This is a genomic window from Bradyrhizobium sp. Pha-3 (assembly GCF_042258325.1).
In the GTDB taxonomy this organism is placed as follows: domain Bacteria; phylum Pseudomonadota; class Alphaproteobacteria; order Rhizobiales; family Xanthobacteraceae; genus Bradyrhizobium; species Bradyrhizobium elkanii.
Genome location: NZ_CP170151.1, coordinates 3735708 through 3758673, shown reverse-complemented (window position 1 = coordinate 3758673; position 22966 = coordinate 3735708). Strand labels below are relative to the sequence as shown.

Here is a 22966-nt window from a genome sequence, read left to right as displayed (position 1 = left end):
ATCGACATGGTATTCAACTTGACCGTGAACGGCGATCATCTTTTTTCCTCCGCGGCCGATCCCGCCACGCCGCTGATCGACGTTCTGCGCGAGGAGATGCATCTGACCGGCGCGAAACCGGTCTGTCGCGAGGGCTTTTGCGGTGCCTGCATGGTGCTGGTCGATGGCGAGCCGACGCCATCGTGCCTGTTGCCCGCCGCGCTGGCCGATGGCCGCGAGATCCACACCGTCGAAGGCCTTGCGCCTCACGGCGAACTGAACCGCATCCAGGCGGCCCTCGAGGCCAGCGATGCGGTCCAATGCGGCATGTGCTTTCCCGGCATGGTGGTGAGCCTGACGCATCTCTTGACGACCCGGCCTGACGCCACCCGTGACGATATCCGGGCGGCACTCACCGGGAACATCTGCCGCTGCACGGGATACGAACGCATCGTCGAGGCGACGCTGCTCGCCTTGGCCAACGCATAATCGGGAGGCGCAAGCATGTCCGACGTTTCCGCGACGATGGATTTGCGCCGGCGGGACGCCGCCGACAAGCTGCGTGGCCGCACGCGCTACACCATCGATCGATATCTGCCGGGCATGCTGCACGCCGCGGTGCTGCGTGCCGGCGTGCCCTCGGGCCGGATCATTCGCCTCGACACGTCGAGGGCTGCCCGAATGCCGGGGGTACGTGCAATCGTGACAGCGGCAGACGCGCCTGGCATGATCGGCATCGGCATCGCTGATCACCCGCTGTTCGCCCGCGATGTCATTCGCTACGACGGCGAACCGCTTGCCGCGGTCGCAGCCGTCACGTTGGCGCAGGCGCAAGCCGCGCTCGCGGCGATCGACGTGGAAATCGAGCAACTCCCCGCAATATTGACCATGGCGGATGCGCTGGCACCAGATGCGCGGCTGGTTCATCCGGACTGGCGCAGCTATGAGGTGCTGCTCGAAGGCGGCGCGCGTGCGGGCAATGTCGCCTGGGAGGCGACCGTCGTTCGCGGCGACGTCGACGCCGCCTTTGCGCGGCCTGACGTCGAGATCGTCGACAGTCTCTATCGCGTCGGCCGGCAGAACCACGTGGCCTTCGAGCCGCGCGCGGTCGTCGCAAGCTATGAGGACGGCCGCTTCCATATCGAGACGTCGACGCAGGTTCCCTGGAGCATCCGCAATGCAACCGCGCGCGTGTTGGGCGTGCCGGCGTCGCAGGTGCGCGTCACTGTGCCGCCGGTCGGCGGTGGCTTCGGTCTCAAGTTCGATCTGGCGGTTGAGCCCTTCGCCGCCCTCCTCGCCCGCGCCAGCGGCCGGCCGGTTCGCCTCGTCAATTCCCGCGAGGACGAGATGCTGACCTGCCTGTTCCGCGAGAACGCCGATATCCGCATCCGCTCGGCGGTGACGCGCGAGGGAGAAATCGTGGGCCGCGAGGCGGTCGTGCTGATGGACTGCGGCGCCTATGGCGGCGAACAGATCTTCCTGACCACCATGACCGCACACACGCTCGGCGGAAACTACAGGCTTGGCAGCGTGCGCATGGTCTCGCGCGCGGTCTATACCAACACGGCGCCGAACGGGGCGTTCCGCTGCTGCAACGGCGTCTACAACACCTTTGCGCTCGAGCGGCACACCGACGAGATCGCAGCGCGGATCGGAATGGATCCACTTGCTTTCCGGCGTCGCAATGTCCTCGGCGACAAGGACCTCGGCGCCACCGGCCAGGTATTCGAGGGCGATGTGCTCGGCCCGATGCTCGACCGGATGGATACGTTGCGCGACGCAGCAGCGCCGCTGCCGGCGCGCACCGACGGCAAGCTCCTTGGACGTGCGACCACCGTCGGCACCTGGTTCGTCTTGGTCGGCCCGTCGGCCGCGACGGTGAACATGAACGCCGACGGCACGGCGACCCTGGTCACGTCGGGTGTCGAGATCGGATCCGGCTCGATGATGCAGAGCCTACCGCAGATCGTTGCCAGCACCCTCGGCATCGCGCCCGAGCAAGTGATCGTCTGCGCCGCCGATACCGATGCGGCCGGTTACGATGTCGGCGTCGGTGGCGGCCGCACCACCGTCTCGCTCGGCGCCGCCAGCCTGTCGGCGGCACAGGAGGTCCGCACGAAGCTTTTGAGGATCGCCTCCGAGATGATCGAGGCCGCACCCGGCGATCTCGTCATGCGCGATGGTCGGATCGAGATCGCGGGCGCGCCGGGCTCCGGCCGCACCGTCGCTGAGGTCGCGACCCGGGCTCAAGCGCTGGGCGGACCGGTCGCCGGCACCGGCGCCTTCACCGGCGCCGGGGTGCCGGCGATGCCCGGTTGCGTTGCCGGTCATTTCATCGACGCGATCGACATCCCCGTCTTCGCCGTCCACGACTGCGAGGTCGCCGTCGATCCCGATACCGGGCATGTCGAGGTGCTAAGCTATCGCGTGGTCCAGGACGTCGGCCGTGCGCTGAATCCACGCGCAATCCACGGCCAAATCCAGGGTGGCGTCGTGCAGGGTCTGGGCTACGCCCTGCACGAAGAGGTGACGATCGGCAGCAATGGCCGTGTCAGTCAAAGCGGCTTTGAGACCTACCGCGTACCGCTTGCGCTCGACGTCGTACCGGTGGAGATCAGCCTCTATGAGGGCGCGCCGTCGATGGGGCCGCTCGGCACCAAGGGCGCCGGCGAGGTGCCGATCCTCAATGTTGGGGCCGCCGTCGCCTGCGCCGTCGCCAACGCGACAGGAAAGCGGGTGCAGGAATTACCTCTGACGCCGCCGCGCGTGCTCGAACTTCTGCTCGAGCGCAAGCCGGGTCTGGCACTGTCTCACATTGCCGAGGTGTGGGCGGACAACCTTGTTCGTCCTCACGGGGCGCGCTAGGGACACCAGAAAATGCCCAGCAAACGATACGAACGATGAGCGACCGACTTGGCGCGCAAGGCGCCTGATCCGTGGCGGGTAAGCGTTACCATCTTCCCCGCACCGACCAAGCCCGCGATATTCTCGTCCATTCCTTGCATAAAGCTCAGGCAGCGGCGACCTCGTGGCCTGCCATGACTTCCAACGCCCTCAGAATAGCGGAATGGTCCCAGCTTTTGCCGCCGAGGGCGGTACAGGCGTTGAACAGCTGCTGGGCTGCGGCAGTGCCTGGCAGCGACAAGCCAAGCGCGCGCGCACCTTCCAGCGCGAGGTTGAGATCCTTCTGATGCAGCTCAATGCGGAATCCCGGATCAAAATTGCGCTTCAGCATGCGATCGCCGTGTACTTCGAGGATCCGGGACGACGCGAAGCCACCCATCAACGCCTGGCGCACCAGCGCGGGGTCGGCCCCCGCCTTTGAGGCGAACAGCAACGCCTCGCTCACCGCCTCGATGGTCAGCGCCACGATGATCTGGTTCGCAACCTTGGTGGTCTGGCCGTCGCCGTTGCCGCCGACATGCGTGACATTCTTCCCCATCGTTTCAAACAGGGGCTTCATCGCGTTGAACGCCCGCTCCCGCCCGCCAACCATGATGGTCAGGCTGGCCGCCTTTGCGCCAACTTCGCCGCCGGAGACCGGCGCGTCGAGATAATCGGCCCCGAGCGCATCGATCTTGCGCGCAAACTCCTTCGTCGCTAGCGGAGAGATCGAGCTCATATCCGTCACGATCATGCCTTTGGAGATGCCCTCCGCGACGCCGCCTTGACCGAACAGCACGGCCTCGACATGCGGAGTGTCCGGCACCATGATGATCACGGCGTCCGCTTCCTGCGTCACCTGCTTGGCGGACTCACAAGCGATGCCGCCGGCTGCAATCAGCTCAGGCGCAAGCGGTACGACGTCGTGCAGGAACAGGCGATAGCCGGCAGCCAGGAGGTGGCTGGCCATCGGACGTCCCATGGTGCCAAGTCCGATGAATCCGATGTCTTTCATTGTCGTTGCTCCCTGTCAGCCGGATGAAGACGCTTTCCAACGAGCGACTCTCGGCTCGCGTGAAGAAAACGCGTCAAAACAAAAATTCCAGAGCTTCGTCCCGATTCAATCGGAAAGAAGAAAGGTCTAGGTCACGAAAGTCTGCGCGGCGTGCCAGCCGAGGCTCTCGAGCGTGGTCGTCCGCGGCTTGTATTCGCATCCGATCCAGCCCCGATACCCGATGCTGTCGAGATGCTTGAACAGATAGGAGTAGTTGATCTCGCCGGTTCCCGGCTCATAACGCCCCGGATTGTCGGCGAGCTGGACATGCGCGATCCGGCCGAGATGCTTCTGCAGGGTCCGCGCGATATCACCTTCCATGATCTGCATGTGATAGATGTCGTACTGGATGAACAGGTTGGACGAGCCCACCTCGGAAATGAGCTGCACCGCCTGTTCCGTACGATTCAGGAAGAAGCCGGGAATATCGAGCGTGTTGATCGGTTCGACCAGGAGCTTGATGCCATGCTGGCCGAGCGCGCCGGCAGCGAAGCGCAGGTTGGACACGAGGGTCTCGCGCAGGACTGCCGTATCCGCTCCGGCGGGGGCGATGCCGACCAGGCAGTTCAGCTGCCGGCAATCCAGCGCCTTGGCGTAGTCGATCGCGCGCACCACGCCGTCGCGAAATTCATCGACCCGATTGCGCAGGATCGCAATGCCCCGCTCGCCGGCGGCCCAGTTGCCAGCCGGAAGATTGTGCAGCACCTGGGTCAGCCCAGAGCGCGTCAACTCCTCCCGCAACGCGCCCTTTTCGAAGTCATAAGGAAAAAGATACTCGACTGCGTTGAAGCCGGCAGCCTTGGCGGCCGCGAACCGATCGAGGAACGGCAGCTCGTTGAAGAGCATGGTGAGGTTGGCGGCAAATTGGGGCACGGGTCGTATCTCCGCTTGATGCGCTGAAAGATGTCGTCAGGCCGGCAACAGCGTGCCGGATCGTGACGCGCTCGGCACGTCATCGAGCGGAAGATCCAGCACCTCCTCGAACTCGACGATGTTGTCGATCTCCGTTCCCATGGCGATATTGGTCACCCGCTCGAGAATGAACTCCACCACCACGGGCACGCGATGCTTCGCCATCAGCTCGCGTGCGGTCGCGAACGCTGCCTGCGCGTCGTTCGGATCAGTGACCCGGATCGCCTTGCAGCCCAACCCTTCCGCAACGGCCACATGGTCGACGCCGTAACCGCCGATCTCGGGCGCGTTGATGTTCTCGAACGAGAGCTGGACGTGATAGTCCATGTCGAAGCCGCGCTGCGCCTGCCGGATCAGCCCGAGATATGAATTGTTCACGACGACGTGGATGTAGGGCAGATTGAACTGCGCTCCGACCGCGAGCTCCTCGATCAGGAACTGGAAGTCGTAGTCACCCGACAGCGCGACAATGTCGCGGTCGGGATCGGCGGCGCGCACACCGAGCGCGGCCGGCAGCGTCCAGCCGAGAGGGCCGGCTTGGCCAGCGTTGATCCAGTTGCGTGGATTGTAGACGTTGAGGAACTGGGCGCCGGCGATCTGCGACAATCCAATCACGGTCACGTAGCACGTGTCGCGGCCGAAGGCCTTGTTCATTTCCTCGTACACGCGCTGCGGCTTGATCGGGATGTTGTCGAAGTGGCTCCTGCGCAGCATCGAACGCTTGCGGTCGCGGCAGGCGGCGGGCCAGGCCTGCCGATCGCGCAGCCTCCCGGACTTCCGCCACTCCCTGGCGACGCTCACGAACATTTCCAGCGCGGCCTTGGCGTCCGAGACGATGCCGAGGTCCGGATTGAAAACCCGTCCGATCTGCGTCGGCTCGATGTCGACATGGACGAATTTGCGGCCCTTCGTGTAGGTCTCGATCGAACCGGTATGGCGGTTGGCCCAGCGATTTCCGATGCCGAGCACGAAGTCGGATTCGAGCATCGTGGCGTTGGCATAGCGATGGCTGGTCTGCAGGCCGACCATCCCTGCCATCAGCGCGTGATCGTCCGGAATGGCGCCCCACGCCATCAGCGTCGGGACCACGGGAACGTTGACCGCTTCGGCGAAGGCGACCAGCAGCTCGGAAGCATCGGCGTTGATCACGCCGCCGCCGGCCACGATCAGCGGCCGCTCCGCGGCGTTCAGCATCTCGAGCGCCTTCTCGATCTGCTTCCGCGTCGCCGTCGGCTTGTAGACCGGCAGCGGTGAATAGGTCTCGTCGTCGAACTCGATCTCGGCCAATTGCACATCGAGCGGAAGATCGATCAGCACCGGTCCCGGCCGCCCCGACCGCATGACATGGAAAGCCTGGCTGAACACGCGCGGCACCAGCGCCGGCTCGCGCACGGTCACGGCCCATTTCGTCACCGGCTTTGCGATCGACTCGATGTCGACGGCCTGGAAATCCTCCTTGTAGAGCCGCGCCCGCGGCGCCTGACCGGTGATGCAGAGGATCGGAATCGAATCCGCGATCGCCGAATAGAGCCCGGTGATCATGTCGGTGCCGGCGGGGCCCGATGTGCCGATGCAAACGCCGATATTGCCCGCCTTCGCTCTGGTGTAACCCTCCGCCATATGCGAGGCGCCTTCGACGTGCCGCGCCAGAATATGACCGATCGAGCCGTTGCGCTTCAGTGCAGAGTAAAGCGGATTGATCGCCGCGCCGGGAACGCCAAAAGCGCAAGTGATCCCCTCGCGTTCCAGTATGCGGACCGCTGCATCCACCGCTCGCATCTTCATGTGATGATCCCGCCTCGCTATGAGTTGACCTGAGCAGGATCATCAGGCCCGCGAGCATTGATCTCAACGCAATCGATTGGAATTTCCGCGCTGTGGCAAGGCTCGCGATTTCTTGCGCCTCTTCAATTGATTAGCGCCAGCGAAGAAGTGGAAATCGTTAAGGACGAAATTGCAGCCGCCTTACGCCTACGCTTGCTGCGTGCGGTTCCCGCGAAGTTCGGCCGTGAGTTCGGCTGCGATCTGGTGCACGATCGTACCGATCTCCGGCAAGCGTTCGTTCGTCAGCCTGTCCGCCATGCCCGATACCGAGATCGCTGCATATGGCTCGTTGCAGTCGTTGAAGACGACCGCAGCTACGCAGCGCAGGCCGAGGCGCGCCTCTTCGTCATCCACCGCATAACCCTGACGCCGCACGCTTTCCAATTCCTTGAACAACTCGCCGGGCCGCACGATCGATTTTTCCGTCAGCCGCGGCATGCCCTGACGGCGAATGATCGCGTTGACGTCGGCATCGGAATAGGTAGCCAGCACCGCCTTGCCCACTCCCGAGGCGATCATCGCGACGCGCCCGCCGACCTTGGTCAGCGAGCGCATGATCTCCCGGCTCTCGATGCGGGACACGACTATGATGGATTCATCATCGACCACCGCAAGGTTGGCCGTTTCCCTGGTCTGGTCGCGCAGCTTGCGCAGATAAGGCAGCGCCTGGGCGGCAAAATTCCGCCGGCGCACGAAGGTCGAGCCGACCACGAAACTTTGCGCGCCGATGTGCCACTTGGACTCCTCGCGGTCGAACTGCACGAACCTGCGGTTCTCGAGCGTGGTCAGCAGCCGATGTACGGTCGAGGGCGACAGGCCGGTGCGGATTGCCAGATCGGTCAGCCGATAGCCTTCATCATCCTCTGCAAGTGTCTCCAGGATTTGCATGGCGCGATCGACGGACTGAACACCGCCGTCGCGTACGTCCTGCTCCGGCTGCGCGCGAAGATCGGGATCGGATGGCTTGCGCCTGATCGGCTCTCTTTTCATCACGACCTGCCCCTAACCGGTTGCGGTTCAGAACGAAATTGCTCGCCAAGAACGAGCGCCAGAATTGGCATATGGCATACCATAACGCCCCGGAGTCAAGGGAACGAAATCTGCGAATAGGTCAGTATTTTTGCCATTTTTCTTTTAAAACGGCTCGATTCTTTTGTTTGACTTCTGGGATAATGTATACCACGATTATTTCGAAACAGCCTAATCACGCAACCGGGAGAACGCTGCCATGTACGTCGGGGACATCCTTCGCAACAACAGTCCGCACCTGGTGGCGATCGGCTCGAACGAAACCGTGAGCATAGCGGCGAACCTGATGTACGCGAGCAATGTCGGCGCCCTCGTGGTCAGAAGCGCCTCGCGCAGCAAGGACGCCGCCGTGGTCGGAATGTTCAGCGAGCGCGACATCGTTGCCGTGATCGCCGAGCGCGGCACCAATGGTCTTGCGATGAAAGTCGCGCAGTTCATTTCGCCGCGGCCGCTGCTGTCCTGCAATTCGCAAGATGCGCTTACGGATGTCGAGCGCCTCATGGCCCGTCACGGAATCCGCCATATCCCCGTCATCGACAACGGCCGGCTCGTCGGCGTCGTGAGCATGCGGGACATCACCCTTGCTTACGAGGAAGCCGCCTGCGCGGCCTGACAGGTTACCCAAGTCCATTGCCACACTACTCGGTTCGAGCCCGCTGCGGCTCCTGCTGTGTCCCCATTCTGCTTGCGAGGATCTCATGAGAATCTGCATCTACGGCGCCGGCGCAATCGGCGGCTATCTCGGTGTCGAATTGATGCGCGCTGGTGCCGATGTCAGCCTGATCGCGCGGGGCGCGCATCTCGCCGCGATGCGGCAGAACGGCCTGAAGCTCCTGATCGGCGACGAGGAGCGCGTCGTGCATCCTCGTTGTACCGATAACCCCGCCGAACTCGGCGAGCAGGATTACGTCATCATTTGCCTCAAGGCGCATTCGATCACCGGCGTCATCGAACCCATGCAGCCCCTGCTGGGTCAGCGCACACGCATCGTCACTGCCGTCAACGGCATTCCCTATTGGTATTTCCACAAGCACGGTGGTCGCCACGAAGGATCGACGCTCGAGAGCATCGATCCTGGCGGTCGGCAGTGGAACGAGTTGGGCGCCGAACGCGCCATCGGCTGCGTGGTGTACCCCGCCACCGAAATCGAGGCGCCCGGCGTGATCCGCCACGTCTACGGCAACAACTTTCCACTGGGCGAGCCCTCCGGCGAGATCACATCCGACGTCCAGAAACTTTCCGAGCTGTTCGTGGCCGCGGGCATGAAAGCGCCGGTCCTCGACCGTATCCGCGACGAGATCTGGCTCAAGCTGTGGGGCAACGTCTGTTTCAACCCGATCAGCGCCCTCACCCACGCGACGCTCGACGTGATCTGCAGCAATCCGGGCACGCGCGCGCTGTCCCGGGCGATCATGCTGGAGGCCCAGGCGATCGCGGAAAGCCTCGGCGTCAAGTTTCGGGTCGATGTCGAACGCCGCATCGAAGGTGCGCGCAAGGTCGGCGCGCACAAGACCTCGATGCTGCAGGATCTCGAACGTGGACGTCCGGTGGAGATCGATCCGCTGATCACCGTGGTGCAGGAGATGGGCCGGATGACTGATATCGCGACGCCCGCCCTCGATGCGGTGCTGGCCCTGGTCGCGCAGCGCACCAGGCTGGCCGGCCTCTATGACGGGGCGGCCGGCGCCGCAGCAGCAGAAACGCTGGCGGTGGCGTGATGGCCAATGTTACGCGCTGGGTCCGCTTCCGCCACCATGCCGAAATCGGCTTCGGGCAACTCACCCCGTCCGGAATCTCCGTGCACGAAGGGGACATGTTCGGCGACACGCGACCGATTGGACAAACGCTGGCGCTGGACAACGTCGAGCTGCTCGCCCCGACGCAACCGAGCAAGATCATCGCGCTCTGGAACAATTTTCACGCGCTTGCGGAGAAGCTGAAATCACCTGAGCCTGCAGAACCGTTGTACCTGTTGAAGGCGCCAACCAGCGTCACCACGCCTGGCGCCGTCATCAGGCGCCCCTTGGGCTATGATGGCAAGACGACCTACGAAGGCGAGCTTGGCATCGTCATCGGCAGGAGCTGCACTGCGGTCGCGCCCGAGCAGGCCGACGCCTTCATCTTCGGCTACACCTGCACCAACGACGTCACCGCGGCAGACATCCTCAATCGCGACCCGACCTTCCCGCAATGGGCACGGGCCAAGGGCTTCGATGGATATGGACCCTTCGGTCCCGTCATTGCCTCAGGCCTCGACCCCGCACGCCTTGTGGTGCGCACCATCCTGAACGGCGTCGAGCGCCAGAACTACCCGATCGCGGACATGATCTTCAGCGCACAGACGCTGGTCAGCAAGATCTCGCACGACATGACGCTGTTGCCGGGCGACCTGATCTGCTGCGGGACATCGATAGGCGTCGGGGTGATGAAGGAGCCCGTCAACACGGTCACCGTCGCGATCGACGGAATCGGCGAGTTGACCAACGAATTCCGTCAGTAGGCGGCGGCGGGGCGATAGCCCGACGCAGCCGGCGCAAACGACGATTATCTGCCTCAGGAGCACACATGATCTCCACGAAACCGGCATCATCGCCCGGCGGCTTCCGCTGGCTGCAGCTGGCGATCGGCATCGTCTGCATGGCGATGATCGCCAACCTGCAATATGGGTGGACGCTGTTCGTTGACCCGATCGACGCGAAGTTTCACTGGGGTCGTCCAGCCATCCAGCTCGCCTTCACGATTTTTGTGATGACGGAGACATGGCTCGTGCCGGTGGAGGCCTGGTTCGTGGACAAATACGGCCCCCGCATCGTCATCACGTTCGGCGGGCTGATGATCGGGTTGGCCTGGGTCATGAACTCATACGCCTCATCTCTCGTCACGCTTTACGCGGCAGCAATCGTCGCGGGCATTGGCGCCGGCGCCGTCTACGGCGCTTGCGTCGGCAATGCGCTGAAATGGTTTCCGGACCGGCGCGGCCTGGCCGCAGGGGCAACCGCCGCCGGGTTTGGCGCCGGTGCGGCCCTCACCGTCGTACCGATTGCCAACATGATTGCCGCCAGCGGCTACCAGAGCACCTTCCTGACCTTCGGGATCGGGCAAGGCCTGATCGTCATCCTGCTGGCCTGGTTCGTCCGCCCGCCGGATGGCGTCGAGGCGCCCAGGAAGAAGCGCCTCAATCTGCCGCAGAGCGCGATCGACTACACCCCGCCCCAGGTGCTGCGCACCCCGATCTTCTGGGTCATGTACCTGGTGTTCGTCATGGTGGCTTCCGGCGGGTTGATGACCGCCGCGCAAATCGGGCCGATCGCCCATGACTTCAAGATCGCGGACACGCCGGTCACCCTGGCAGGCTTCCAGATGGCGGCGCTGACCTTTGCCATCTCGCTCGATCGCGTCTTCGATGGTCTCGGCCGTCCGCTCTTTGGCTGGGTCTCCGACAATATCGGCCGCGAGCACACGATGTTCATCGCGTTCGCGACTGCGGCGCTGATGTTGCTGACGCTGTCCACCTACGGTCACATTCCGGTTGTCTTCGTGCTGGCCACGGCGATCTATTTCGGCGTCTTCGGCGAAATCTACAGCCTGTTTCCCGCGACGTCGGGCGACACGTTCGGCGCCAAATACGCAACCACCAACAACGGCATGCTCTACACGGCGAAGGGCACGGCGGCGCTGCTCGTGCCGCTCGCGAGCATCATCTCTTCCCAGCTCGGCTGGCAGGCCGTGTTCATCGTCGCGGTTGGACTCAATGCCACCGCGGCCCTCACTGCCTTGTTGTTGATCAAGCCGATGCGGCGCGCGTTCATTCTCGGCAGTGAAGCGACGGCAAGTGCCGCAATCGCTCGCGCAAAGGCCTTTCCCGGTGAAGGCGGTCGACTGGAGGCACCCGCGTCTTACGACCGTCTCGAGAAGGCGCCATAACAAGAGACCTATCGGCCGGAGCGCAAACGATTGAGCGACAAATGGACGGATGTGCGAGCTCGGACCGCCCTGCGGCGAATCTTCGGCGCCGCCATCGCGAGCGCCGATCCGAGGATCACGATCGCCAACGCCCTGCCGGCAAAGCCGAAGGGCAGATGCATCGTCGTCGGCGCGGGTAAGGCGTCGGCGGCCATGGCGGCGGGCCTCGACGCGGCATGGCCTGACGTCGAGCTTTCGGGTGTCGTCGTCACGCGCCACGGCCATTCGGTCCCGGCCGGCCGCATCGAAGTGCTCGAAGCGTCTCACCCCGTGCCGGATGACACGAGCAAGGCCGCTGCCCTTCGCATGCTGCGCGCCGTCGAGGGGCTTTCAGCAGACGATCTCGTCATCGCCCTGATGTCCGGCGGTGGCTCGGCGCTGATGACCCTTCCGGCATCTCCGATGACTCTCGCCGACAAGCAGGCGGTCAACCGGGCACTCCTTGCAAGCGGCGCGACAATTGCCGAGATGAACGTTGTCCGCAAACATCTGTCCGCGATCAAGGGCGGCCGGCTGGCGCTGGCCGCCCGTCCCGCCCGCGTCACGACCCTTGTGATCTCAGACATTCCCGGCGACGATCCCGCGGCGATTGCCTCCGGTCCGTCGCTGCCGGACAGCAGCACCAAAGCCGATGCGCTGGAGATCGTTGGCCGGTTTGCCATCGACCTGCCGGAAGCGGCGCGGCTTGTGCTTGAACAGGCGGACGAGACGCCCAAACCCGGCGAGATCGATGCTGATGTCCGCATCCTTGCCGCTCCATTCCATGCGCTTGACGCTGCGGCCAACGCCGCCCGGGACGAAGGCCTGACGCCGATCATCCTTGGCGACGCGATCGAGGGCGAGGCACGGGAACTCGGAACCGTGATGGCCGGCATCGCCCTATCAGTCGCGAGGCATGCGCAGCCAGGCCCCGCCCCCACGGTGCTGCTGTCCGGAGGAGAAACGACGGTGACGATCGGGCGCGGGCCGGCGGGACGCGGCGGCCGCAACACCGAATTCCTGCTGGGGCTTGCCGTCGCCCTGTCCGGCGCGTCCGATATCTGGGCCATTGCGGGCGACAGCGATGGAATTGATGGAACGGAAGATGCGGCTGGCGCTTTGATCGGTCCGGATACGCTGCGGCGCGCCGCCGCGAATCTGCTTGACGCACGGGCGTACCTGGCTGCCCATGACAGCTATACGTTCTTCGACCGCCTTGGAGACCTCGTGCGCACCGGGCCAACGCTTACCAATGTCAACGATATCCGCGCCGTGCTGATTGCAGCCGGCAAGCCGGGAATCAAGCCAGCAATGAGGTGACCCATGCGCCGCCATCGACGCGCCAAGATCGTCGCAACCGTCGGTCCCGCCAGCAGTTCCCCCGAGATGCTCGAGGCGCTGCTGCTGGCTGGCGTCGATACATTCCGCCTGAACTTCAGTCACGGAACGCAGAGCGATCACGCACGCATTCACGCGGCGATCCGGAAGTTGGAACAGGAGGTCGGCCGGCCGATCGGCATCCTGATGGACCTCCAGGGTCCGAAGATCCGCGTCGGCACCTTGCGCGATGGAAAGATCGCAGCAGTGGCCGGAGAGGCCATTCGGTTCGTTTTGTCCGGATCGGAAGGTGACCGAACCGCAATCCCCCTCCCGCATCGGGAGATCTTTGCCGCCGTTGCCCCTGGCCATGACCTTCTGATCGACGACGGCAGGGTTCGCGTTCGCGTTACCGGGCTCGGTGACGATTTCATCGAAGCCAAGGTGATCGTCGGCGGCACGATCTCGAATCACAAGGGCGTCAATCTGCCGGGCACGGTCCTCGATCTTTCACCGCTGACCGCGAAGGATCGCCTCGATCTGGAGTTCGGCCTGAAACTTGGCGTGGATTGGGTTGCTCTGTCGTTCGTGCAGAAGCCCTCGGATATCATCGAGGCGAGAGGCCTCATTGGGGACCGCGCCGGTCTGATGGCCAAGATCGAAAAGCCGGCAGCGCTCGAGCGGATCGACGATATCATCCAGTTGTGCGACGCCATCATGGTTGCGCGGGGCGATCTCGGCGTCGAAATCCCGCATGAGGACGTGCCGGGGCGCCAGAAGGAGCTGGTGCGGGCCTGCCGTCTCGCGGTGAAGCCCGTGATCGTCGCCACGCAAATGCTCGACTCCATGGTCGCCGCCCCTACGCCGACGCGCGCGGAAGTTTCCGACGTTGCGACCGCCATCTATGATGGCGCAGATGCAGTGATGCTGTCGGCGGAGTCCGCGACAGGCCGATATCCGCGCGAGGCGGTCGAGATGATGGACCGCATCATCCGCAGCACCGAGCAACACAAGATGTACCGCTCGATCGTCGAGGCGACCCAGCCCGGCGAAGAGCAGACGCCACCGCATGCCGTGGCAACGGCAGCGGCCGATCTCGCCTCCGTCGTTCACGCCGCAGCCATTGTGGCCTACACGTCGAGCGGCACCACGGCGGCACGCGTCGCGCGCAAGCGGCCGAGCCGCCCGATCCTCGCGATCACCCCAAGCCGCGAAGTGTCCCGCCGCTTGTGCCTGCTTTGGGGCGCTCACAGCGTGCTTTCCGGCGACGTTCAGAGCTATGAGGAGATGGTCGAGCGCGCAACTGCATTCGCGCATGCAGAGCAGTTTGCATCGAGCCGCGATCTGCTGGTCGTGGTCGCCGGCATTCCCTTTGGACAAGCGGGAACGACCAACAATCTACGGGTCGTATCGCTGCCCTGAGAGAACCGTCGGCCCGAGCGATTGCATCATCAGCGCTCCGCGCGGCAAAGTGTGAGCGATGGCGCGCGCATCCCGATCGCCTAGGTCAGCATCGAGATGATCGACTGAAGCTGATCGGATGCGGACGTCACGAGCCCGTCGAACGATGTCTGGCCGTGAGCTGCGGCTCGCAGGATGCATTCCGCAACAGCGGCCTTGAGACCGAACACGGATTGATCCGCCGGCACGCTTGCCATGACCGCATCCAACGCATCGCGCATCGTCTGGATCAGTTCGGCGCTGTGCTTCATGGCTGTCCCTCCGCAGGCTCAAAATAAGCCGGCGGTGCGGGGGCGCCACTCACAAGCCCGCGATTCCAAATTGCCTTTTCTTAATGCAGTGACAGGTACGTGAACCGGCGAGCGCTAGAGCCTATCCCGTTCCGATTGAATCGGAACGGGGCTCTAGATTCTTGTTTTGACGCGTTTTCTTCACGCGAACCGGTATCCACTTCGCTCGAAAACGCTCTAGAGCTCTCTCTCGGCAAGCTTGCGAAACGCATCGGGCACCGAATGAACCGCCTCCAGCGCGGCTGAACCATATCCGATCGCCTCCCAGCCAAAGCGCTCGCGGATCTTGTCGATCGCACGGTCCGCCGCCCAGCGGGCCATCCCTGTCGGGCTTCCAGGGCGAAGCGCTTCATCCGCCAGTCCGAGTGGAAGCTCCAGCGCAAGATCCCAATGCTCCTCGAGATGCGACACCGAGATCGCCAGCAGCGAGATGATCTTCTCGCCGGGATGGTCGGCAAGGGCAGCGCGTACGAGATTCTCGGCGAGCCGGGCCAGGACGATGGTCGTGCACACCGGCGCATCGAGCGTCATCGAGCGCGTCACCGACTTCAGGTCGGCGAAGCGGACGCGCACCGTCACGGTTCGTCCAGGTCGTGACTTCGCCCGAAGCCGCGTGGCGACGCGGTCGGCGAGATGAAGCAACGTTGGCCGGATGACTCGTTCGATCGCAGGCTTTCGGCCGAGTGCCGATTGTGCTCCTGCCGATCGCGCGCGCCGGTGTGCCTTGAGCTGTCGCGGATCGCGATTCCAGGCCAGCGCGGCGAGTTTCTCGCCCGCTGCAGGACCGAGCAAGCCCGTCAGCGACCGTTCCGACAACTTGGCGAGCTGACCGATCGTCGCAACGCCGATCGCGTCCAACCGGGTCCTGGTGACCGGCCCTACCCCCCACATCAACTCAACCGGCAATTCGTGAAGGAAGCTTAGCTCGGCGTCGGGATCAACGACGACAAGTCCGTCGGGCTTTGCGACCTGCGAGGCGATCTTCGCCAGATGCTTGGTGCGGGCGACGCCGATCGAGATCGGAAGGCCGAGCTCGGTGCGCACGCGCCACCGGATCGACGCGGCTATCTCGGCTGGCGTCCCGAACAGGTGCGTGCAGCCGGCAACATCCGCAAACGCCTCGTCGATCGAAATTCGCTCGACCAGCGGCGTGAAGTCGCCGATCACCTTGATGGCCGCGTCGCCCAGCCGCTGGTAATCGCTGAAATGGCCGCCGACGAAAACGAGCTGCGGGCACAGTTGGCGCGCTTCCCGCCCCGACATGCCGCCATGCACCCCGAAGGCCTTGGCCTCATAGGACGCCGCCAGCACAACCCCGCCCCCGACGGCGATCGGCTTGCCGCGCAGCGACGGCTCGAGCAGTTGCTCGACCGATGCGTAAAATGCATCGAGGTCCGCATGAAGGATGGTGGCTGCGGCTGCCATCTCGACCCGTTCATCCCTGACCTGACCGAAGCCGCCCGTCCCCGGACGCGGAAATTGACAATAGAACAAAATAGGAACATTCTGGAATCGAGTCAATCCGACACCCGTCGTCGCGGCCGCTGGCGCCACGAGCGAGCCAGGTCGTCAACGCGCGCTTGCCACTGCGCGCGCGTGCCGCGCGAGGGGGTCTGCCGGCTCTTCCTTCAGCCGGCCTCGCCCCATCGCCCGTGATCTCGGCCGCGGGAGATCGAAGCGGGAGTTGCTGCGAGGCATCAAACGCGAGGCACGTCGGCGGATCGTTCGAGATGCATGACGGCGGCTTCTGCGATGGACGACCGCACGCAGCTTGCGCGTATTGCCGCACCAGCTCACCCATCAGCCGGCTGACTTTGCCGCGCTGGGCTTTTTCGGCTAGATATTTTGCAATGACCGACCAATCTCATCAGGTGGACTTCCAAGCTGCGGCCCACCTCTACAAATGGCCTTCTCTCAACAACGCGAGGCGAGAGGATCGCGCGCCCTATATGGTCGTCAACGGAACGCTCGACCAATGCATTCGGGATTTCATGGGCAAGCCCGAGAAGACGCGACATCTCTACGAGATCCGGACCAAGTCGCAGCCTCCCCTCGTCCCCGACGTGTTGTCACCCGAGCACGTGATCGAGCTCTCCAGGCTTCGCGAGTTTCTCTGAGGCGCAGCCAACGTGATCCCGACGCGTCGCGTTTGCGGAGCGACTTACCATCTGTCGTAGGTCTGGTGCCGGATTGTTTGCCCCTTGAGGAGCCAGTACACTTGCTCGACTCCCTGACTGACCGACGTCCGTGCCGGCATGATTGATCCGCTTCGACCCCGCTGAGGCTCACACGTCGCCTGCACGGGAGAGAAACGGCCGCAGGGGCCGGTTGATCGGGCATCGCGAGGCGCCGCATGAGGTTCAATCTGGCGATCCTGAGTGTGCTGGCCGCAAGGCCCGGGGAACGGATCGCGATCGACGAGGTCAGCCGCGAGGTCAAGCGCATGATCGCGGCCGGCGATGAAGCCACGCAGTCGAAGCGGCCGTCCGAGCTTGGCGACGCCGACGTCTTCCAATCGGGATGGGCATCGATCAACGATGCGGGCCTGCAGATCACCGATTCGGGGCTCTCGTTGTGGCGTTCGCTTGAAGCCTCCCGCATCGAGCAAAGACTCGATCAACAGGAAACGGAACGATTGGGCACTGTTGCAGCCGACACGCGCCATTCAGGTGCGGACACCGCGATCGACCGTCCCGACGACGTTGAGCTCCCCGGCATGACGCGCGACGACCGCCAGCCATCCGGCGCGGACCGTTCGACCACTGCTGCCGACATCCCCTTGGGGGACTCTCCGATCATCCCTGCGCCTGCATTCGGCTCGTTTCAGGAGACGAACCGCATGGTGGCTTCGCGGCTGTCCGGTCTGGTCAGCTTGCTCGGCACGACCATGCCCAAATTCGCCGCCGCGCGGCGACGGCGATCCGCGGAGGATGTCCGGGATCGTCGTGCCGATCGTCGAGGCGGATTGACGGGGCTGGCGGTGGCCTGCCTCAGCCTGATCTCGGTCGTCGCTTGCGTTGCCGCCGCGATCGCGCTTGGTCAGCTCTCTTCGCTGAAGTCGGACATTGCCGTCTTGCGACGGGAACTCGCGCCGCTGAGGGAACGCCTCGCCAGACTCGAACAGGTCGAAGTCGCAAAACGCGATGCCGCCCAGCAGGAAGATGCGCAGAACAAGGCCGAGGCGGAAAAGAGGCTGGCTGACGGCGCAGGCGAACAGGCCGGCCTCAGCCTCTCGCGTGAAGAGATTCAGTTGATAAGGGAGTACATCAAGGCAGCGCCTTCGGCCGGCGCAGCTGTCGCGCCGATCAATGTCGGCGATCCCATCACCGGCGGAATGATTCCGCTGCCTTCATCGCTCACGGAAAAGCTGCCGCGCCTTGTCGGCGCGAGATTTGCGACTCGCAACGGTGCCATCATCATCAGCACACGAAACAGCCGCCGCATCGATGCCGTGCTGATGCCGAACTAGGGCTTTACGGGAATTAACAGGGCAAATACGAAGAATATGCCCCGTTGGCTCGCAATCCCTTGCACCAAGCCCCTGAAAGCTTAGGAGTTTTTCGCGCGAATCCCGACCAATTCCCGACAAACCCGTGACGGGAAATCGGCCTTCGTCGAACGGGAAATTCCGGTCCGCGCGCGGCAAAACTCCTCCCCAAGACTCCTGCCGCTCTGCAGGTTAACCTCATTGCCAAATATGTTTGACGATCAAGAATCCGGGCCTATATCTTTATCTTGGCTGGCTCGGTCGATGAGCCGCGCAGAAACCTCCAGAAACCCGAACGATAATGACTGGACGCGGTTAACCGCGCTTCGGCGTGCATTGGCTTTTGGGCTGTGCTCCAAGGGCCGCGCGCGTCCGCGGTGCGAAAGATGGAGCGGCGCGATGAACAAGGATGACGACGAGCTTTCCGGCGGCGAAAACGAGCCGCACGAGACCTACGAGGTCGGTTATGGCAAACCGCCCAAGGCAACCCGTTTTGGGACGCGGCCGCAACCGGTGCGACCAAATCGGCCGCTAGCGAAACACCCCACCCCCGATCTTGCCGCGCTGCTGGAGCGGCCGATCGAGGCCCGCATCGGTGGCAAAAAGATCAAACTGCATCCGCATGAGGCGGTGCTGCACGGGCTGTTCAAGCGCGTCGTAGCCGGTGAAATTCGCGCCATCAAACTGTTCTTCGAAGAATGCAAGCGGGCTGGGCTCCTCGACCGGTCGTCCGAGGTCGTAAACCGGGCCGTCATCGAGGTACCGAATGGCGTTCCGATGTTACTTGGCAAGCGGCTCGTTGAACACGCCGGTCCCCCGCCTTGGGACGCCGAGCTCTTCGACAAATTCAAAGCCGAATTTGAGCGGGATCTCGCGCACATTGAAGAACTGAAGAAGCAAGCCAAGGCCACGTCGCAGCGAGTCGTGCATCATGACCAAGACATCTAACGGCCGCGTTCCGCCGCCGGCGGCGACACGATTCCGCAAAGGGACCTCGGGCAATCCTAAGGGCCGGCCCAGGGGTGCGGTCAGCATCGAGCGGCTGACGCGCGAATTCGCGCTCAAAACCCAACCGGTCGCGATCTCAGGCAAGACGCAATCGATGAGCCGGCTTGAGATCGCGATCCTCAAGCTCAAGGCGGTCGCAGCAACCGGACACCCCGCGGCCGCCGTCCTAATCGATCAATTGCGCGGCCTTACCGCCAGGGAACAGCCAGAAAATAAAGGTCCCGTACTCCTGACGCCGGAAGCCCTAACAGAGGACGAGTGGATAAAACGGGAGGAGGAAGCCAATAGGCACAAGATCGAGCCGGGTACCGAAATCAATGTGGAGGCCGACGAATTTCTCAAGGCCGTTCGCGGCGAACCGTCGCCTTTAGGCGAGGCGTTGCTGGCTTTTCATGAGAAGTATTCGATCTAACCGATCTGCCACTTGGTGATCCGATGGACGATGTATCCAAACCCACGCTCTACGATCTGTTCGAGGCTAGCAGCCTGCAAAACTGCAAGCGGCGCCTCGATGCGGGCGAAATCCCCAGCCCAGAGCAGCTCGCCGATATCCTGTCGGCTAACGCACATCAACCCTTGCCCGCCTGGTTTTTGGATCTGGTCGCAAAGAGCCTCCGGGGCGAGTTGAAACGAAGGGCCGGTCGACCAAAAGAGCGCCCAATCCAGCAAATTCGATTTGCCGCGGCCACCGCGGATTATCGGGCTTACCTCGGCTGGTTAACCAAGCGAGACCGAAGCTCGGGCCTTCGGGGCTGGTCGATCCTGCGCCGCCAAGATTGGTGGTCGGGGCCGCCGCATGAGCGGGCTGCAAAAATCGTCGCCAGGAAGTGGCGCCTGCCCATCAGTTGGCGGTCGTTGCTTAACCGGGTCTCTTCAGACAAATAGTCCGCGTATTATCCTGAATGATGCCGCCGTCCTGAATCTGTAGGTCTCTCCTGCGAACCACAACGGGAGACCACCATGTTAGATAATCCACGCTGGACCAGAAAACTCGACCTCACCTACCAAAGCATCTGCGATCTTAACCCGCGTAAGAACAATCCCCGCACCCATTCAAGGCAGCAGATCGCCCAAATTGCAAAGGCGATCCAACGATTCGGATTCACCAACCCGGTTCTGGTCGATGACGACAATGGTGTGATCGCAGGGCACGGCCGCCTTGAGGCTGCAAAGACCATCGGCCTTGCCGAGGTACCGACCGTCCGCCTCTCGCAGATGAGCGAGAGCGAGATCCGTGCCTATGTCATTGCCGACAACAAGCTTGCCGAGAATGCCGGCTGGGATCGGAAACTGCTCGGCCTTGAGCTGCAGTACCTCTCAGATCTTGAGATCGATCTGGACGTTACGATCACCGGCTTTGAGCTCCCGGAGATAGACATCTTAATCAGCGAGGCGACAAACACCCAGCAGGATGCCGCGGACCTGCCGATCCCACCGCCCGAGGGGCCAGCGATCAGCCAAACCGGTGACATCTGGTGCATCGGGCCGCACCGGTTGATCTGCGGCGATGCAACAAAGCGCGAGACCTACCTGGCCCTGCTCGGCAATGCGCGCGCCCAAATGGTGTTCTCCGATCCGCCCTACAATGTTCCGATCGCAGGCCATGTCGGCGGGCTTGGCCAGATTCAACATCGCGAATTTGCCATGGCCTCGGGCGAGATGTCGGACGGCGAATTCACAAACTTTCTGTCCGAGGTCTTCGCCCACCTCGTCGCCTACTCCGACGATGGCGCCATCCATTTTCAATGCATCGATTGGCGCCATATCGTGCATATGATGAGCGCCGGCCAGGCGGCTTATACCGAGCTCAAAAATATCTGCGTCTGGGTCAAGAGCAACGCCGGTATGGGCTCGCTCTACCGCTCACAGCATGAGCTCGTTTTGGTCTTCAAGGCAGGAACGGCGCCGCACCTCAACAACATCGGGCTTGGCAAGTATGGCCGCAACCGCAGCAATGTCTGGACCTACGCCGGCGCAAGCGGCTTCGGCGATGGCCGCGAGGACCTTGTGCTGCATCCAACCGTCAAGCCCGTTGCCTTAGTCGCCGACGCGATCCGTGATTGCTCCCATCGCAACGGTATCATCCTCGATCCCTTTGTCGGTTCAGGAACCACCCTGATCGCAGCCGAGCGAACCGGACGGGTCGGCTATGGCATCGAGCTTGACTCGCAATATTGCGACATCGCCGTGCGGCGCATGCAAACCGCCTGCGGCCTCGACGCCGTCCTTAAGGCAACGGGCGAGCCGTTCCAAGCACGCACCGTCGCTGTTGAAAACGAGCGCGATTGATGAATGGTTCTCTCAAAAGCAAAGTGCAATGGCCGGGACATCGCGTCCATGAACTCGATATTTTGTTTTAAGTTACGCCGGAGCCGTCGGGCCGCGCTTTTGCGCGGACCCGGTGGGCTAACCCCACCATAGGGGCCATCGTGATCCCCGCTCAGATCGTTCGCAGCTTTGATGACTTCGCGGTCTTCGCCCGTTTCACCGCGGCGCGATTATCGTGCGCCGCGCGGCGCGTCCTCGCGTCCAGCGCCACATGGCGCGTTTTGACGCCGCCGCGGTGGGCAGCATATTCTCGGCCATCGATCGGCGCCAGATGGGCCGGGTCAAAATCGAGATAGGGGCGCGCGACGCCAAACTCCCTGCCGTGCGCGTCGACCCATTTCCAGAGCTTTTCCGATGATCTAAAGCGGTCGTCGCGTGTCGCGCCGTCGATGCTGACGATGTCGGCCGCGAGCCCATGGCCGTAGCCGCCACGAAGGCTGCCGCCGTGATACGACCTGTTGCTGGCGGCCTTCAGCCCGCTTGCAATCGACTGGCGGTAGTCATCGCGGAAGGCGCTGGTGATACCGGGTGACAGGCCGGCCCGTTCCGCCGCGAGCAGCGCATGAAAGAGCTTTAGCTTGAAGCTTCGATCGACGCCGCCCATGACGTAGTCCATCATGGGCATGCCGGCTCGTTCGGCCGCCTTGGCGTCCTTCCAGGCGAAATCCTCATCGACAAGCCTGATGAAGGTTCTGGTGACCGTCACCGTCTTCTTCCTTCTCTTGACCGTCACTTGCGTCTGCTCCGGCACCTTGATGGTGTCTTCCTTGGGCGTCCTTTGATAGAGCGCCCACAGATAGCGGTCGATGCAGGCGCTGACGTCCCAGCACTCGTCGAGGATTTCGACGGAATCCACCACCGACTTGATCGCGCGGGACGCCGAATCCGGCGTGTTCGCTGCCGGCGCCTCTACCAGTTGGGTGTCCGGCGGCAGCGCCGGATCGGTCAACGCGGCCGCGACGATAGGTTCCGTCTCGTGCACGGTCGGCGCAGCATTGGTGGTCGCCGCTGCTTCCTGTTCGCTCATGGTCACGGCATTAGGGCCATCGACGGCAGCGTTCGACGTGGCATTTGCCGGTGATGTCACGGCCACGGCATCGGCGACGACACCACGTGCGCGGGACTCATCAACTGACGCACCGGTGACTGACGCACCGATCTTCTCGATGCCAGCCGAACCGAACGCCGCAAAGCACGAGACAATACAGCCCGACAGAACGACCGCCCCGCCCAACGCCGCGGCCCGCACCCGCCGCGAGTTCATCATCCCAGCCTCCACCGGTCCTCGGGACCCAGATTGCTGCATGTGACGAGGCCGATTGTCGGCTCAAGGCGCGGTCGCGCAATGGCCGAAGAAGGTTAACGACGCACCTTTCCGAACCATGTTGCTAGAATGCAACTCGTTGCCCCGATGGCACTTTTCGACACCGTTAAAATTGGTACGGCGCGAAA

The 22966-nt window shown here is 63.3% G+C and carries 21 protein-coding genes; 14 read left to right on the top strand and 7 right to left on the bottom strand.

The window, feature by feature from the left end; translation table 11 throughout:
- Window positions 1-6: 6 nt before the first annotated feature.
- Window positions 7-468, top strand: coding sequence for a (2Fe-2S)-binding protein (locus ACE10X_RS17275; protein ID WP_375764372.1), 462 nt, complete (start codon window positions 7-9; stop codon window positions 466-468).
- A gap of 15 nt (window positions 469-483) precedes the next feature.
- Complete coding sequence (locus tag ACE10X_RS17270) at window positions 484-2844, top strand: xanthine dehydrogenase family protein molybdopterin-binding subunit (RefSeq protein WP_375764371.1); 2361 nt, start codon at window positions 484-486, stop codon at window positions 2842-2844.
- Window positions 2845-2989: 145 nt separating this feature from the next.
- Here the strand turns inward: ACE10X_RS17270 and ACE10X_RS17265 are convergent, their stop codons facing one another.
- The 4 genes from ACE10X_RS17265 to ACE10X_RS17250 form a co-directional block, all read right to left on the bottom strand.
- Window positions 2990-3877, bottom strand: a complete 888-nt coding sequence (locus ACE10X_RS17265; protein WP_038381964.1) for a 2-hydroxy-3-oxopropionate reductase — start codon at window positions 3875-3877, stop codon at window positions 2990-2992.
- Between the two features lie 126 nt (window positions 3878-4003).
- On the bottom strand, window positions 4004-4789 hold the full coding sequence (gene hyi, locus ACE10X_RS17260) for a hydroxypyruvate isomerase (protein WP_375764370.1): 786 nt from the start codon (window positions 4787-4789) through the stop codon (window positions 4004-4006).
- Window positions 4790-4825: 36 nt separating this feature from the next.
- Window positions 4826-6613, bottom strand: a complete 1788-nt coding sequence (gene gcl / locus ACE10X_RS17255) for a glyoxylate carboligase (protein WP_375764369.1) — start codon at window positions 6611-6613, stop codon at window positions 4826-4828.
- A gap of 186 nt (window positions 6614-6799) precedes the next feature.
- On the bottom strand, window positions 6800-7642 hold the full coding sequence (locus tag ACE10X_RS17250; RefSeq protein WP_038381967.1) for an IclR family transcriptional regulator: 843 nt from the start codon (window positions 7640-7642) through the stop codon (window positions 6800-6802).
- 238 nt (window positions 7643-7880) lie between these two features.
- On the opposite strand from ACE10X_RS17250, the gene ACE10X_RS17245 reads away from it, so the two are divergent.
- From ACE10X_RS17245 to pyk, 6 genes are all read left to right on the top strand, one after another.
- Complete coding sequence (locus ACE10X_RS17245; protein ID WP_375764368.1) at window positions 7881-8294, top strand: CBS domain-containing protein; 414 nt, start codon at window positions 7881-7883, stop codon at window positions 8292-8294.
- Between the two features lie 85 nt (window positions 8295-8379).
- Complete coding sequence (locus tag ACE10X_RS17240) at window positions 8380-9399, top strand: 2-dehydropantoate 2-reductase (RefSeq protein ID WP_038381969.1); 1020 nt, start codon at window positions 8380-8382, stop codon at window positions 9397-9399.
- Window positions 9399-10181 carry a fumarylacetoacetate hydrolase family protein gene (locus ACE10X_RS17235; RefSeq protein WP_038381970.1) on the top strand — a complete coding sequence of 261 codons (783 nt, stop codon included), beginning with the start codon at window positions 9399-9401 and terminating at the stop codon, window positions 10179-10181. The genes ACE10X_RS17240 and ACE10X_RS17235 overlap by 1 nt, the downstream gene beginning before the upstream one ends.
- 65 nt (window positions 10182-10246) lie before the next feature.
- The gene (oxlT, locus tag ACE10X_RS17230; protein WP_375764367.1) at window positions 10247-11605 is read left to right on the top strand and encodes an oxalate/formate MFS antiporter; all 1359 of its coding nucleotides are present in this window, start codon (window positions 10247-10249) and stop codon (window positions 11603-11605) included.
- A 30-nt stretch (window positions 11606-11635) separates the two neighbouring features.
- Entirely contained in the window at window positions 11636-12943 is a 1308-nt protein-coding gene (locus ACE10X_RS17225) for a glycerate kinase (RefSeq protein WP_375764366.1), read from the top strand.
- 3 nt (window positions 12944-12946) lie between these two features.
- Window positions 12947-14362: a pyruvate kinase gene (pyk, locus tag ACE10X_RS17220; protein WP_375764365.1), complete on the top strand. Its 1416-nt coding sequence runs from the start codon at window positions 12947-12949 to the stop codon at window positions 14360-14362.
- An 80-nt stretch (window positions 14363-14442) separates the two neighbouring features.
- Here pyk and ACE10X_RS17215 read toward each other — a convergent pair whose 3' ends face one another.
- Together ACE10X_RS17215 and dinB are read right to left on the bottom strand one after the other, a co-directional pair.
- Complete coding sequence (locus ACE10X_RS17215) at window positions 14443-14652, bottom strand: hypothetical protein (protein ID WP_092084574.1); 210 nt, start codon at window positions 14650-14652, stop codon at window positions 14443-14445.
- A gap of 216 nt (window positions 14653-14868) precedes the next feature.
- Complete coding sequence (gene dinB, locus ACE10X_RS17210; protein ID WP_375764364.1) at window positions 14869-16116, bottom strand: DNA polymerase IV; 1248 nt, start codon at window positions 16114-16116, stop codon at window positions 14869-14871.
- A 425-nt stretch (window positions 16117-16541) separates the two neighbouring features.
- Here dinB and ACE10X_RS17205 point away from each other — a divergent pair, with 425 nt between their 5' ends.
- The 6 genes from ACE10X_RS17205 to ACE10X_RS17180 all read left to right on the top strand — a co-directional run bounded on the left by ACE10X_RS17205 (window position 16542) and on the right by ACE10X_RS17180 (window position 21475).
- The gene (locus ACE10X_RS17205) at window positions 16542-16808 is read left to right on the top strand and encodes a hypothetical protein (protein WP_018270931.1); all 267 of its coding nucleotides are present in this window, start codon (window positions 16542-16544) and stop codon (window positions 16806-16808) included.
- A gap of 263 nt (window positions 16809-17071) precedes the next feature.
- On the top strand, window positions 17072-18160 hold the full coding sequence (locus ACE10X_RS17200) for a hypothetical protein (RefSeq protein WP_375764363.1): 1089 nt from the start codon (window positions 17072-17074) through the stop codon (window positions 18158-18160).
- 417 nt (window positions 18161-18577) lie between these two features.
- Window positions 18578-19126 (top strand): hypothetical protein, encoded by a 549-nt coding sequence (locus tag ACE10X_RS17195; RefSeq protein ID WP_375764362.1) that lies wholly within the window; start codon window positions 18578-18580, stop codon window positions 19124-19126.
- Window positions 19110-19598: a DUF5681 domain-containing protein gene (locus tag ACE10X_RS17190; RefSeq protein ID WP_375764361.1), complete on the top strand. Its 489-nt coding sequence runs from the start codon at window positions 19110-19112 to the stop codon at window positions 19596-19598. Before ACE10X_RS17195 ends, ACE10X_RS17190 begins: the two co-directional genes overlap by 17 nt.
- A gap of 23 nt (window positions 19599-19621) precedes the next feature.
- On the top strand, window positions 19622-20071 hold the full coding sequence (locus ACE10X_RS17185) for a hypothetical protein (RefSeq protein ID WP_375764360.1): 450 nt from the start codon (window positions 19622-19624) through the stop codon (window positions 20069-20071).
- A 75-nt stretch (window positions 20072-20146) separates the two neighbouring features.
- A complete protein-coding gene (locus ACE10X_RS17180) occupies window positions 20147-21475 on the top strand; it encodes a site-specific DNA-methyltransferase (RefSeq protein WP_375764359.1) in 1329 nt (442 codons plus the stop codon).
- A 151-nt stretch (window positions 21476-21626) separates the two neighbouring features.
- Here the strand turns inward: ACE10X_RS17180 and ACE10X_RS17175 are convergent, their stop codons facing one another.
- Entirely contained in the window at window positions 21627-22781 is a 1155-nt protein-coding gene (locus ACE10X_RS17175; protein WP_375764358.1) for a peptidase M15, read from the bottom strand.
- Window positions 22782-22966 lie beyond the last annotated feature (185 nt).

Coding starts and splice junctions, on each gene's coding strand:
- ACE10X_RS17275 (WP_375764372.1), top strand. CDS start 7: ATGGTATTCAACTTGACCGTGAACGGCGATCATCTTTTTTCCTCCGCG.
- ACE10X_RS17270 (WP_375764371.1), top strand. CDS start 484: ATGTCCGACGTTTCCGCGACGATGGATTTGCGCCGGCGGGACGCCGCC.
- ACE10X_RS17265 (WP_038381964.1), bottom strand. CDS start 3,877: ATGAAAGACATCGGATTCATCGGACTTGGCACCATGGGACGTCCGATG.
- gcl (WP_375764369.1), bottom strand. CDS start 6,613: ATGAAGATGCGAGCGGTGGATGCAGCGGTCCGCATACTGGAACGCGAG.
- ACE10X_RS17250 (WP_038381967.1), bottom strand. CDS start 7,642: ATGAAAAGAGAGCCGATCAGGCGCAAGCCATCCGATCCCGATCTTCGC.
- ACE10X_RS17245 (WP_375764368.1), top strand. CDS start 7,881: ATGTACGTCGGGGACATCCTTCGCAACAACAGTCCGCACCTGGTGGCG.
- ACE10X_RS17240 (WP_038381969.1), top strand. CDS start 8,380: ATGAGAATCTGCATCTACGGCGCCGGCGCAATCGGCGGCTATCTCGGT.
- ACE10X_RS17235 (WP_038381970.1), top strand. CDS start 9,399: ATGGCCAATGTTACGCGCTGGGTCCGCTTCCGCCACCATGCCGAAATC.
- oxlT (WP_375764367.1), top strand. CDS start 10,247: ATGATCTCCACGAAACCGGCATCATCGCCCGGCGGCTTCCGCTGGCTG.
- pyk (WP_375764365.1), top strand. CDS start 12,947: ATGCGCCGCCATCGACGCGCCAAGATCGTCGCAACCGTCGGTCCCGCC.
- ACE10X_RS17215 (WP_092084574.1), bottom strand. CDS start 14,652: ATGAAGCACAGCGCCGAACTGATCCAGACGATGCGCGATGCGTTGGAT.
- dinB (WP_375764364.1), bottom strand. CDS start 16,116: ATGGCAGCCGCAGCCACCATCCTTCATGCGGACCTCGATGCATTTTAC.
- ACE10X_RS17205 (WP_018270931.1), top strand. CDS start 16,542: ATGACCGACCAATCTCATCAGGTGGACTTCCAAGCTGCGGCCCACCTC.
- ACE10X_RS17195 (WP_375764362.1), top strand. CDS start 18,578: ATGAACAAGGATGACGACGAGCTTTCCGGCGGCGAAAACGAGCCGCAC.
- ACE10X_RS17190 (WP_375764361.1), top strand. CDS start 19,110: ATGACCAAGACATCTAACGGCCGCGTTCCGCCGCCGGCGGCGACACGA.
- ACE10X_RS17185 (WP_375764360.1), top strand. CDS start 19,622: ATGGACGATGTATCCAAACCCACGCTCTACGATCTGTTCGAGGCTAGC.
- ACE10X_RS17180 (WP_375764359.1), top strand. CDS start 20,147: ATGTTAGATAATCCACGCTGGACCAGAAAACTCGACCTCACCTACCAA.
- ACE10X_RS17175 (WP_375764358.1), bottom strand. CDS start 22,781: ATGATGAACTCGCGGCGGGTGCGGGCCGCGGCGTTGGGCGGGGCGGTC.